Source organism: Pseudomonas sp. RGB (assembly GCF_007713445.1).
In the GTDB taxonomy this organism is placed as follows: Bacteria; Pseudomonadota; Gammaproteobacteria; order Pseudomonadales; family Pseudomonadaceae; genus Aquipseudomonas.
This window is the reverse complement of sequence record NZ_VMSH01000009.1, coordinates 256,879-268,063: the sequence shown is the minus strand read 5'-3', so window position 1 is coordinate 268,063 and position 11,185 is coordinate 256,879. Positions and strand designations below refer to the sequence as shown.

The following is an 11,185-nucleotide window of genomic DNA, read 5'->3' as shown; positions in this document are numbered from 1 at the left end:
GTTTCTACCAGTGCTTTGCTTTTGATTTTGATCTGACAGGCCCCGTCAACCACGACAACATCTGGCGCGCGGGCGACGGGTATGGCGGTGAGTATCACGATGTAGACAAGCCCTGAGGCATGTCGGATGAGGCCCCCATCGGATGGGGGCCCATTCGCGGGGTGCATTCAGTTGGTGTCGAAACCCAACTGGCGGTACAGCGTTTTCATGTCGTAGTAATCGGTGCATTCGACAATCTTGTTGGCCTCGATCCTGATCACGCAGGTGCCGTCGACATTGATCTTGCGGTGAGTCGCCTGATAGCCGAACAGCTCGCCCTCATGGGTGCCCGTCATATGCCACTGGATCGTCCCGCCGCGCTCGCCGAGGCTGATCAAGTCGCGAATAACCTCAAAATCGGGCAATGCCTTTCTGATCAGGTCGAAAAAATCGCCCAGCGCCGGGCGCCCTCGCATGATTTGCCCCGCGGCCTTGTCTTCATAGACGGTCGCCTCGGAAAAAATCGCGAGAAACCGCTCTTTGTCGGCGGTAGACCAGCTGTCGGCCCACTCCTGGATCAATGCACGGTGTTGATCTGTCATGGTGAATCTCCTGGGAAAGTTGGAACAGTGCAGCGCCACCCAATTGGTTGACGCCTGCGTCCATCGCCCGTGACAGATACACCTTCAGCTCCTGCTGAGCAGATACTCCCTCCGTACCAAAGCGCCAGACAAGCGTAGTCCGCGCGACGATTAAATCAACCGCGCCGCGACCAGCCAATCCGCTACCGCCTGGAACGAAGCATCCGGCACCGGATCACCGGGCACGGTCTTGCGCGCGATGTCAGCCGCCAGGTTCTTGTCCGGCGCGTGCGGAATACCCAGGTCGTAAGCCTCCTGCAACATCAGCAACGCCTCCTCCGGTGAGGCCCGGCACACGATCACCGGCACTGGCGTCTCACCGCGCACATAACGCACGCCAATCACCCAGCCATCGGTGGTGCCGATCATCATCGACGCCCTGCCCAGCCCCAGCTTGGTCGCCAACGCCTGCATTTCATTGCGCTGGCGCCGCCGCTCGCTCTTGATCAGCGGGTCGCCGTCGATGTCCTTGCGTTCGCGCTTGGTTTCGCTGCGGGTCATTTTCATGTCGCGACCGAACAGCCAGCGCTGCATGATCACGTCCACCGCACCGACCAGGATGAACGCGCACAACACGGTGAACACCAGCGGCTTGAGCACCAGGAAAAACGTCGATTCCATGCACTCCGCGCCACAGCGTGACGACTCCATCAGCGCCTGCAACGCATGCTTGCCGATCACATAAAACGCGATCGCCAGCACATGCACCTTGATCAGCCCCTTGATGAACTCCACCAGGTTGCGTAGGGCAAAAATTTTCTTCAAACCCTCGGCCGGGTTGATGCGTTTGAACTCGGGCTTGATCGGGTCCACCGAGAACACAAAGCCGCGCATGGTGATGATATTGGTCAGGATCACCACGCCGGTGGTCACCGCCATCACCGGCAAGGTAATACCGATGACCAGTTGCTCGGCATGGTCAAGCACCCGCGGCCACACCGTGGCGAAGGGCTCGATGTAGATTTGCGCGGTGAGGTCGATCAGCGCCGTGACCTGGGCCTTGGCACGCGGCGCCAGGATCGAGATGCACAGCGTGCAAAACAGGATGACCATGCCCGACACCAGGTCCTGGCTCTTGGCGACCTGGCCTTTCTGGCGTGCGTCCTTGAGCTTCTTGTCCGTGGCCGGCTGGGATTTTTCTTCGCTGGTATCGGCCATCGGCTACTCCATGCCCGCCAGGGTTTTGAGCAATTCGACAGTGCCGCGAAATTCCGCCAATTGGTCAAGCATCAACGGAATCAGAAAGCCGATGTAGATCACCATCAGGATCGAGAAAAACAGGTTTTTCACTGGCAGCGACAAGTCGAACATATGCAGGTTCGGCGCCATCCGCGACAGGTAGGCAAGCATCAGGTCGGTGATCAGCAACGAGATCAGCAAGGGCGAAACCATCAGCACGCCGACGCGCATGATCTGGTCGAGAATCGACAGCACCGCCAGCAACGCGGAGCTGGCAAACACCGGCGTGAATGAAGTCACCGGCCATAACTGGTAGCTGTGGTAATAGCCGTCGACCATCAGGATAAAGCCGCCGGACATGAAGAACAGCGTGATCAACATCACCGTGAGCAAGGTCGCCATCACGCTGGATTCACCGGATGACAACGGGTCCACCAGCTGCGCCATGGTCGAGCCGCGTTGCAGGTCGATCAACTCCCCCGCCACTTCCGCGGCCCAGAACGGAATGCCGAACAACAGGCCGATGAGGATGCCGATCAGGAACTCCTTGATCAGCAGCCCGGCGATGAACACGCTGCCGTGCTCGGGCATTCGGGTCAGCGCGTCGAATACCGGAAAGAACATCGGGATCGAAATGGCCACCGCCACACAGCCGCGAATCATGCCGGTCAGGCCCAGGCGGTTGAACGCCGGGGTGATCACCACCACCCCCATGGCGCGGCAGGCGGCAAGCGAGGCGGCGCTGATCACCGGGTAGGCGACCTCCAGAAACTGCGCGGTAAGGCTGGCATCCATGGGCGGTCAGCGCGTCCACAGCGGGAAGTTATCCAGCACCTGGCTGCCCAGCTCCGCGACTTGGCCTGCGAGTACCGGGCCGAGAAACACGATGGTCAACAGCACCGCCACCAGCTTTACCACCTGCGGCAAGGTCTGGTCCTGGATCTGTGTCAGCGCCTGGAACAGCCCCACGCTCAAGCCCACGATAATCGCCACGCCCAGCGCCGGTGCCGAGAGCATCAGCACGGTCATCAGTGCCTGTTTCATCAATGACAGGAAAACGTCCTGGCCCATGGGTCGTGCCTCAGCCGTAACTCAGAATCAAACCGTGCATCAAGCGCGACCAGCCACTCAGTGACACGAATAAAAAGATCTTCAGCGGGATCGAAATCAGGTTCGGCGAGACCATCGACATGCCCATCGCCATCAGCACGTTGGACACCAGCAAGTCCACCACCAGGAACGGGATGTAGAGCAGAAAGCCGATCTCGAAGGCGCGGGTCAGTTCCGAGCTGACAAATGCCGGAATCAGCACCACCAGGTCATCGTCGCGCAGGTCGGCGCGGGCTTCCGGTGACCAGATGGTCTCGGTGGCCTGCACAAAAAAACCGCGCTCGGACTCATTCGCAAAACGCTTCAAATGCGCCTGCAGCGGCGGGCGCAGCGCATCGCCCAGGTCTTTGAGTTGCTCGACATGCTCGATATTGAGGTCGCGCCCCTCGACCTGGCGGTACATGTCGCCAATCAACGGCGTGGTCACGTACACCGACAGAATCAGCGCGATGCCGTACAGCACCAGGTTAGGCGGCGTCTGCTGCACCCCAAGGGCGTTGCGGATCAGGAACAGCACCACCGAAATCTTCATGAACCCGGTGAGCGTGACCACTGCCAACGGGATCAGCCCGATCGTCGCAACAACCAGGATGATCTCGATCAGGTTCGGCTGATAACCGGTCATGGGGTGGCAAAACTCAGCAGGCGCACGCCCAGGCCGTCACCGATTTTTACCAGTTGGCCCTGGCCGACGCGACGCCCGTTGACCATCAGGTCAACGCTATCCACGCCCGGCGTGTTGAGCTGCAACAGGCTGCCCGCACCCAGTTCCCGCAATTGCGCCAGGGTCAGTTCCAGGCTACCGACCTGGCACACCAGTTTGAGCGGCAAGTCATCCAGGGCCGCAGCGGCATCAACATCAGTCATTGTGTTCTCCATGTGCAAAGGGGGTGCTTGTAGTTCTTCCTGCAACCGCAATTCGTCACCCTGGTATTGGCAGCGGGCCTGCAAGCGCCCGTCCAGGTCGAGCAACAAGCCCGAGCCCTGCTCCAGCATCAGCACATCGCCGGGCCGCAGGCTGCGCAATTCGCCCAGGGTCAGCCACTGCCGCCCGGCCACCACCGCCAGGGTCTGGCGCAGGGCGGGCAGCGGGTCGGGTTCGATCTGGCCGTATTGCGCCAGCAGCTGCGCCACCAGCACGGCAGCGCCTTCGCTCAGGTCCAGTTGCGCGCTCATGGCCGGCTGGTTGCCAAAGGTCAATTCGAGCGCCAGGTGCACGGCATACGCGCACTGATCGTCAGTGGCCTCGACTAACTGCACCGGGTGGCCGAGCACCGGTTCCAGGGTCTCGATCAGGTCGAGCACCGCCAGTTCCAGCAGCAACGAGCGTGGCAACGATGGCAGCAACTGCGCATCGAACTGCAACGCCAGCGGCACCAGTACTTGCTCCAGCGCGGCCGACGACAGACGCAGGCGCACCGGGGCGCGACCCAGCAGCAAAAACACATCGCGCGAATTGCCCAGGCCTTGCACTTGGGCGGCCCAGCTCACGCGCAACGCTTGCCCGGCGCAACGGCCCTGCCAGGCGCGACGGCGACGGTGCAGCTGGTTATGCAGCGCCAACAGCGCCGGGTCGTACTGCGTCAGCCAGGGTGCCAATGGGCCGGCAAGGGCGGTGATCATGTGCCGGTGCCTTCTTCGCGCAACTCACCGACACGGCGTTCATCACTTTCACGCCCTTGCAGCAGGCTTTGCCAGGCTTCGGACTGGCGTTGACGGCTCAGGCGTTCCTGGCGAAACAGGTCACGCTCGCGCTCCTGGCTTTGCAGGGTGGTGGACACGTGGCGTACGTCGTTCTCGAGCAACTGCTGGTCATCCGACAGGCCGCGCAAACGCTCCTGAGCCGCCTGCCAGCTGGCCACCGACAGGCCCTCAGTCAAGGCTGCATAAACCTGACGGGCTTCCTCCGCAATCGCTTCACGGTGCAGGCGCAGTTGCTCCTTGGCGTCGGTCAACACGTCGTGGGTCTGCGCGCAGCGTTGCTGTTGGGCGGCCAGTTGGTTGGCGGCGCGTTGTTCACGCAGCACCCGCAGGGTTTGCAGGGTGCGCAATTGGTCGGTTTTCATTGGGCTGTCTCCATGTTCATGCCAATACAAATCTGCGTGGCGAGCAGGCTTGCCCTGCGTTGGGCTGCGTAGCGGCCCCTTGCAAACTCACCGCGTTCTTCCCGAAAAAACTCAGTGCCTGGTTTTGGGGCTGCTTCGCAGCCCAACGCAGGGCAAGCCTGCTCGCCACAGCAAGCCCGCTCGCCACAACAAACCTGCTTTTCACAAACATTTGCGCCACTCTTTAACAGGCTCATGTCAACACCTGGCGCATGCGGATCAGGGTCTGGTCCAGGCTGCTCGGCTCGCCGGCGTTCTGGCGCAGGAACGCTTCGATGGCCGCATGGCGGTTGATGGCTTCGTCGGCCAGCGGGTCGCTGCCGGCGGAGTACTCGCCGACGCGGATGAGCATTTCGATTTCGCCGTAGCGCGCCATCAGCTCACGTATGCGCATGGCCAGGCGTTTGTGTTCTTCACCGGCGACCTGCTCCATCAACCGGCTGCGGCTGCGTAACACGTCCACCGCCGGGAAGTAATTGCGCTGGGCCAGTTCGGCGCTGAGGGCGATATGCCCGTCGAGGATCGAACGGGCTTCTTCGGCCACCGGGTCACTGGCCGCATCCCCTTCCGTCAACACGGTGTACAGCGCGGTGATGCTGCCGGTGGGGCCGGGGCCGGCGCGTTCGAGCAGGCGCGGCAAGGCCGAGAAAAACGACGGCGGATAACCGCGACGGGTGGGCGGTTCGCCCACGGCCAGGCCGATTTCGCGCTGGGCGCGGGCAAAGCGCGTCAGGCTGTCCATCAGCAGCAATACATTGCGGCCCTGGTCGCGGTGGTACTCGGCCAGCGTGGTGGCGACAAACGCCGCACGCACGCGCTCGGCCGCCGGACGATCCGAAGTCGCAACCACTGCCACGGTGCGCGCGCGGGCCTGGGCGTCGAGTTGCACGTCGAGCAGTTCGCGCACTTCCCTGCCCCGCTCGCCGATCAGGCCGATCACAATCACATCGGCTTCGCTGTTGCGGATGATGCTGGCGAGCAACGACGACTTGCCCACGCCCGGCTCACCAAAAATGCCCATGCGTTGGCCCTGGGCCAGGGTCAGCAAGCCGTCGATGGAGCGAATACCCAGCGCCATCGAACGCACGATCAGTTGCCGCGAAAACGGCGCGGGCGGCTCGGCATGCAGGGGGTAACGCTGCAAGGCCAGGGTCGGCGGGATGCCATCGCCGTCGAGAAAATCGCCCATGGGGCTGATCACCCGGCCCAATTGCGCATCGCCCACGGCAACGCCCAGGGTTTCGCCGGTCGCCGTGATTTGCGTGCGGGTCGACAGGCCTTCCATGGAGCCGATCGGCGACAGAATCGCCTCGTCGCCATCAAAGCCGATCACCTCGGCGCTCAAGCTGCGGCCACTGCCGGGGTCGCGCAGTTGACACAGTTCACCGATGCTCGCACCGGCCACACTGGCGCGCAGCAATACACCGCGAATGCTCAATACCGTGCCGTGCATCGGCCGTGGGCGGGCCTGCGCCAACCGTTCAGTCAGGCGTGGCAGCAGCTGTTGCAGGTTCATGCCACACCTTCTTCGGCAAAGGGCAGCAGGCTGCGGCGCAGGGTTTGCAACTGCGCTTCCAGGCCCAGTTCGACGGACCCAGCTGGGCTGTTGAGGCGCGCCTGACCGGCGCTCAGCTGCTCATCGACGTCCACGGCAATCGCCAGGCCTTCGTGCTTGAGGCGTTGGCGCAAGGCCTCGACGTCGGTCGGCGGCACCCACAGGGTCAGTGCCTGGTCCTGGCGAAATGCACTCAGGGCCTGGCGGGTGCAACGCACGACGCGGTCAGCGTTGTCCAGCTCACCCAACACCTCGTGCACGATGCCCAAAGCCAGGTCGGCCAGCGACGCTTCCAGGCTGCTCAAGTAGTGCTGCACCTGGGATTGGGTCTGCACCAGCAACTGCGCGACTTGTTCGGCGCCTGCCTGGCGCGCGCTTTCAAAGCCCTCGGCGCGGGCGGCGTGCAGCCACTGGTCGCTGTCGGCCTTGATCTGTTCGGCCTGTTCCTTGGCGGCTTGCAGAAAGGCAAACCCATCGGTCCACAGCGCTGCTTCTTCAGCACGCAGGATGCGCGCAGTGGGCCGGCTCGGTAATTCACTCATGGGCGTTGTCCTCGGCCGCAAGGCTCGCAGCAGCGGCCTGAACGATTTCCAGGTCGCGGGGCAAGCGTGCGCTGTGGCCCTGGGGGAAGGCGAAACGCAGGCGCAGCCAGCCCTGCAAGTCGGCGTGCTGGGCCTGCAGCCAGGCGGCAACACAGCCTTGGCCGTCGCGGTCGATGGCCTCAATCAGCTCCGATGGCTCGCGCAGCAGGTCTGCGGCGCCGCCAAGTTGGCGCTGCGCCAACGCCTGGCTGAATACCTCGGCACCGAGGCCCTCGCGCAATTCGTTGACCACCTCACGGCGGATCTCGCGGCTCAGGGTCGAGGCATGCCAGATGGCACCGCACAACCGTGGCAGGCGTGAAAACTGCGCGGGTGACAACAGCAACACCGCCAGGTCGGCGGCGGACGGCGTCACCAGGTGCGCAATTGGCGCCAACTGATAATGGTTGACCAGCAACTGCTCCAGACGCTGACGAAAACGCGCCTGGCCTTGCAGGGCCTGCAGCACTTCATCGGGCAACTCATCGGCGAAACAGGCGCCCAGGCTCGGCCCGCGCACAAACTGCAGAGGCTCGGCGATCAGCCCCTGCCAGCGTTCAACCAGGCTCATTCACCCTCCTTGAGCACATACATCGCCTGGGACTGACGCCGCGCCCAGTGTTGGCGAGCCAATACCCCAAGCGCGCCGAGGGCAATCAGCAGCAAGCCGCCAAACATCACGCGTGCCTGCGCCAGGTTGTCTTCCAGCAACCACAGCCCCATGAAGCGCGCCAACCGCGGTTGCGCCGGGTTCTGGCTGATGGCGACGGCGGCCTTGATCGCCGTCACCGAGACGCCGTCGTAGCTCAGGCCGGAAATGCCGTTGGCGACCAAGGTCTTGATCTGCGGGATCAGCGTATTGATGTCGGTGCCCGGGTCGTAACGCACCAGCACCGAGGCCGACGACGGTGAAATCACGCGTTTGAGCAGGTCGTTGTCGGGCAACACCACGTGCACGCGGGCGGCGACGATGCCGTCGATCTGCGACACCGAGTGCGACAGTTCTTCGCTCAGCGCATAGATCATCTGCGCGCGTTCCTGCACCGGCGACGACACCAGGCCATTGCCCTTGAACACCTCGCCCATGTTGGAAAAGCTCTGTTGCGGCAGGCCGGCGTTGTCGAGCAGCGTCATGGCCTCGGCAAAGCGCTCCTCGTCCACCACCACTTTGAGCTGGCCGTTGTCCTGGGTCTTGCGCTCCGCCGGGATGCCACCGCGCAGCAGCACCGCGACCATGGCGTTGGCATCGCGCTCGCTGAGGTTGGTATAGAGATCGGTGTTGCACGCCTGCAAGAGGCTGGCGAGCAGGCCGATCAGCAGCAGGCGCAGCGCGCGGTTTGGGCTTGGCATGGCGTTATTGACCCTTGAGCAACGTGTTGGCGGACCCGGAAATCTGCGTCGCACCGCGCACCACCATCTGGGTTTCGATGGAGTAATCGAACATCTTGCCCAGGGAGTGCACGATCTGGTCGACCTGTTGCTCGCCGACTTTTTTGCCCGGCTCGCCCTGCGGCGAAGCACTTGCCGTGCGGATGTCCACCGAGGCCGGCGGCGGCGCCGACGGGTTATTGGTGAGCACGTCGGCGCGTTCGGAAAACGCGCGCGTACGGTCGATGAAACTGTTCATGCGCTCCATCAGGCCCGAGCCGATCTGGTGCGGGCTGGCGCCTTCGGGCATGCCTTTGGCGGTATTGGCCATGTGCTCGAACAGGTTCTGCGAGGCCCCGGCGGGCCCCGCACCGGCGGACGGCGGCAAGGCCGTGGCGCCGGCGGCGAGACTGATAGTCATAGGGGCTCCCTACTCTTCGTCGTCATCGGACATGGCGTCGTTCAGCAGTTCCTGCATCTTCGGCATGATGATGAACTGACCGCCGATGGTGACGGCCTGGGTGATCAACGCATCGTTGAATTCGGCGTCGCTGGTCTCCGATGGTTTGTCGGCGGCCTTGGCGTTATCCACCGCGGCGTTGAACTTGGCTTCAGGGCTGGCGCCACCGGGGGCGAGGTTGCTGTCTACGGCCGTTACGGACATGGTGCTGCTCCTTTACTGGGTTGGGGTTTCGGTACTGACTTGCGCGCCACGGAACACCCGCACCCCGCGCTCGCGCGCCACCGGGGCGGCCACGACCGTGGGTTGCAGGTGGTCGACATGCTGTTGCACCAGCGCCAGGTATGGCGGCGGGCCGGAAACAAACACTTCATCGCCCTCGGGGCCGTTGCGCATGGAGAGTTGCTGGCCGAACACGTCGAGGGTGTTCAGGTAGGCCTGCAACTGGTCCAGGTTCAGGGCGCTGGACTTGAACAGCTTGGTGCTGATTTCATCGCTGGCATTGAGGTACAACAGGTTGCCGTCGAAGTACCAGGTCAGGCCGTTGGTGCTGCACAAGGTCTGCAGGAACTCACCGGCGGTGGCTGCGCGAATGGTGCTGCGCGCCTTGCCGCGCACCTTGTCGGAGAGCACCAGCGGCACGTCGAGGTTGTGGCCGAATTCTTCCAACGCGCTGCGAACGTCCTGATCGACCAGCACGTAGGCGTAGGGCTGCGAGAACCACGCGGGCTCCTCGGCCGCGTTGGCAAAACCCGCACCGAACAGGCATAGGAGCGCCATCAAAAATATGCTTACATGGCCTGCGCCTTCGCCCGACGAGTTGTGACGATGACCCACAAATTTCTGCTCGCCAGCACCTTGCTGCTGGCTGCCTGCTCCAGCAAACCTGCGACCGATACCGACAAATCCCTGCAACTGGCCAACGACCTGAGCAAGCGCGGCGACTACAGCAGCGCGGCTGCGTTGTACGAGCGCGCCACCCAGCAACCGGGTGCCGGCATTGAGCTGTGGCTCAAGCTCGGCCAGGCCCGGCTCGACGCCAAGGACGCGCTGGGCGCCGAACGCGCCTTCCAGCAGGCGCTGGGGTTTGATGCCCACAACGCCGACGCCCTGCTCGGCCTTGGCACTGCGCAGTTGCAATTGGGCAAGATCCAACGCGCCGTCACGGCGTTGGAGCAGGCTGCCGAGATCAATCACTTGCCGGTGGCCTACACCCGCCTCGGCATTGCCCACGTGCTGAATGGCCAGGCCAGTGCCGCACAAACCGCCTTCGCCAAAAGCCTGAGCCTGCAGCCCGACGACCTCGACAGCCGTTGCAACCTGGCGCTGGCTTATGCGCTGGGCGGGCAGCCGCAACAGGCTCTGGATACCATTGCGCCCGTCACCCAATCGCCGCGCGCATTGCCACGGCATCAGCGCAACGAGCTGTTGGTGATGGTGTTGGCCGGGTATGAGCAGCGGGTGGCCAGCCTTCCCCTTGATGACATCCCTGCCGCAGAACGTGCGCGATTGGTGGTGGAGGCCAAGCGGATCAAGGCGATCAGTGATCCGGTGGCGCAGGCCAAGGAATTGGGGTTGGTGGACCCGCGTTGAGCCCGTGGTGATTAAGGGTGTTGTGGTGAACGGGCTTCCTGTGGCAAGTGGGCTTGTTGTGGCGAGCGGGCTTGCCCCGCGTTGGGCTGCGAAGCGGCCCCTTGCAGTCTCGCCGCGTTCTTTCAGATAGCACTCAGGGCCTGGTTTTGGGGCTGCTTCGCAGCCCAACGCGGGGCAAGCCCGCTCGCCACAGGACTTCGTCAGAACACAGGAAACGTGGCCCTCAACAGTCATTGTTGGCCTCCGGTCGCGCCGGCTTTGGCTTCTTGTTGGTCCTTGCGGCGTTGCAGCTGCTCGCGGTCGAAGCCTTCGATGTAGACCTGCGCGGCGCGGCCAACAGGGGCGGCCATCGCCGGGCCGGTGGTGCGGCCTTGGGTCAGATCCTGTCTGCGCTCGACCATCTGCATCAAATTCAAATTATTCGCGCAGCCCAGCGGCAGCGTCGGTTTGAAGTCTTCGTCCAGCCCGATTGCGTCCTTGGCCGCCGGTTGCTGGCACTGGCTTGGCAAGCCATCCGCGCGAAACTCCGGCGCGTAGTACACCGGCGCCAAGTGGGTCTGGCAGCCCATCAGCGCCAGGGGCAAGAGCATCAACACACGCAAAGCAGTCATCGC

At 63.4% G+C, this 11,185-nt stretch carries 16 protein-coding genes; 1 reads left to right on the top strand and 15 read right to left on the bottom strand.

Annotated elements, in window-relative coordinates:
* Positions 1 to 167: 167 nt before the first annotated feature.
* The 14 genes from FPT15_RS20345 to FPT15_RS20280 form a co-directional block, all read right to left on the bottom strand.
* On the bottom strand, positions 168 to 581 hold the full coding sequence (locus FPT15_RS20345) for an ester cyclase (protein WP_145164102.1): 414 nt from the start codon (positions 579 to 581) through the stop codon (positions 168 to 170).
* A 150-nt stretch (positions 582 to 731) separates the two neighbouring features.
* Positions 732 to 1,778: an EscU/YscU/HrcU family type III secretion system export apparatus switch protein gene (locus FPT15_RS20340; protein WP_145164099.1), complete on the bottom strand. Its 1,047-nt coding sequence runs from the start codon at positions 1,776 to 1,778 to the stop codon at positions 732 to 734.
* Between the two features lie 3 nt (positions 1,779 to 1,781).
* Positions 1,782 to 2,594, bottom strand: coding sequence for a type III secretion system export apparatus subunit SctT (gene sctT / locus FPT15_RS20335; RefSeq protein ID WP_106578746.1), 813 nt, complete (start codon positions 2,592 to 2,594; stop codon positions 1,782 to 1,784).
* Positions 2,595 to 2,600: 6 nt separating this feature from the next.
* Positions 2,601 to 2,870 (bottom strand): type III secretion system export apparatus subunit SctS, encoded by a 270-nt coding sequence (gene sctS, locus FPT15_RS20330; protein ID WP_003208314.1) that lies wholly within the window; start codon positions 2,868 to 2,870, stop codon positions 2,601 to 2,603.
* Positions 2,871 to 2,880: 10 nt separating this feature from the next.
* On the bottom strand, positions 2,881 to 3,534 hold the full coding sequence (sctR, locus tag FPT15_RS20325; protein ID WP_017137580.1) for a type III secretion system export apparatus subunit SctR: 654 nt from the start codon (positions 3,532 to 3,534) through the stop codon (positions 2,881 to 2,883).
* A complete protein-coding gene (gene sctQ, locus FPT15_RS20320) occupies positions 3,531 to 4,532 on the bottom strand; it encodes a type III secretion system cytoplasmic ring protein SctQ (protein WP_145164097.1) in 1,002 nt (333 codons plus the stop codon). The genes sctR and sctQ overlap by 4 nt, the downstream gene beginning before the upstream one ends.
* On the bottom strand, positions 4,529 to 4,975 hold the full coding sequence (locus FPT15_RS20315; protein ID WP_145164095.1) for a hypothetical protein: 447 nt from the start codon (positions 4,973 to 4,975) through the stop codon (positions 4,529 to 4,531). The genes sctQ and FPT15_RS20315 overlap by 4 nt, the downstream gene beginning before the upstream one ends.
* A gap of 232 nt (positions 4,976 to 5,207) precedes the next feature.
* A complete protein-coding gene (locus FPT15_RS20310) occupies positions 5,208 to 6,530 on the bottom strand; it encodes a FliI/YscN family ATPase (protein WP_145164093.1) in 1,323 nt (440 codons plus the stop codon).
* Positions 6,527 to 7,111, bottom strand: coding sequence for a FliH/SctL family protein (locus FPT15_RS20305; protein WP_145164091.1), 585 nt, complete (start codon positions 7,109 to 7,111; stop codon positions 6,527 to 6,529). The genes FPT15_RS20310 and FPT15_RS20305 overlap by 4 nt, the downstream gene beginning before the upstream one ends.
* The gene (locus FPT15_RS20300) at positions 7,104 to 7,721 is read right to left on the bottom strand and encodes a type III secretion protein (protein ID WP_145164088.1); all 618 of its coding nucleotides are present in this window, start codon (positions 7,719 to 7,721) and stop codon (positions 7,104 to 7,106) included. The genes FPT15_RS20305 and FPT15_RS20300 overlap by 8 nt, the downstream gene beginning before the upstream one ends.
* On the bottom strand, positions 7,718 to 8,500 hold the full coding sequence (gene sctJ, locus FPT15_RS20295) for a type III secretion system inner membrane ring lipoprotein SctJ (protein ID WP_106578752.1): 783 nt from the start codon (positions 8,498 to 8,500) through the stop codon (positions 7,718 to 7,720). Before sctJ ends, FPT15_RS20300 begins: the two co-directional genes overlap by 4 nt.
* A 4-nt stretch (positions 8,501 to 8,504) precedes the next feature.
* A complete protein-coding gene (locus FPT15_RS20290) occupies positions 8,505 to 8,939 on the bottom strand; it encodes a hypothetical protein (protein WP_145164086.1) in 435 nt (144 codons plus the stop codon).
* A gap of 9 nt (positions 8,940 to 8,948) precedes the next feature.
* The gene (locus tag FPT15_RS20285; protein WP_119739909.1) at positions 8,949 to 9,182 is read right to left on the bottom strand and encodes a hypothetical protein; all 234 of its coding nucleotides are present in this window, start codon (positions 9,180 to 9,182) and stop codon (positions 8,949 to 8,951) included.
* 12 nt (positions 9,183 to 9,194) lie between these two features.
* Positions 9,195 to 9,758: a type III secretion protein gene (locus FPT15_RS20280; RefSeq protein ID WP_145164084.1), complete on the bottom strand. Its 564-nt coding sequence runs from the start codon at positions 9,756 to 9,758 to the stop codon at positions 9,195 to 9,197.
* 48 nt (positions 9,759 to 9,806) lie between these two features.
* On the opposite strand from FPT15_RS20280, the gene FPT15_RS20275 reads away from it, so the two are divergent.
* Positions 9,807 to 10,571, top strand: coding sequence for a tetratricopeptide repeat protein (locus tag FPT15_RS20275; RefSeq protein ID WP_145164082.1), 765 nt, complete (start codon positions 9,807 to 9,809; stop codon positions 10,569 to 10,571).
* A 230-nt stretch (positions 10,572 to 10,801) separates the two neighbouring features.
* Here the strand turns inward: FPT15_RS20275 and FPT15_RS20270 are convergent, their stop codons facing one another.
* A complete protein-coding gene (locus FPT15_RS20270) occupies positions 10,802 to 11,182 on the bottom strand; it encodes a hypothetical protein (protein ID WP_106578757.1) in 381 nt (126 codons plus the stop codon).
* Between the last annotated feature and the right edge of the window lie 3 nt (positions 11,183 to 11,185).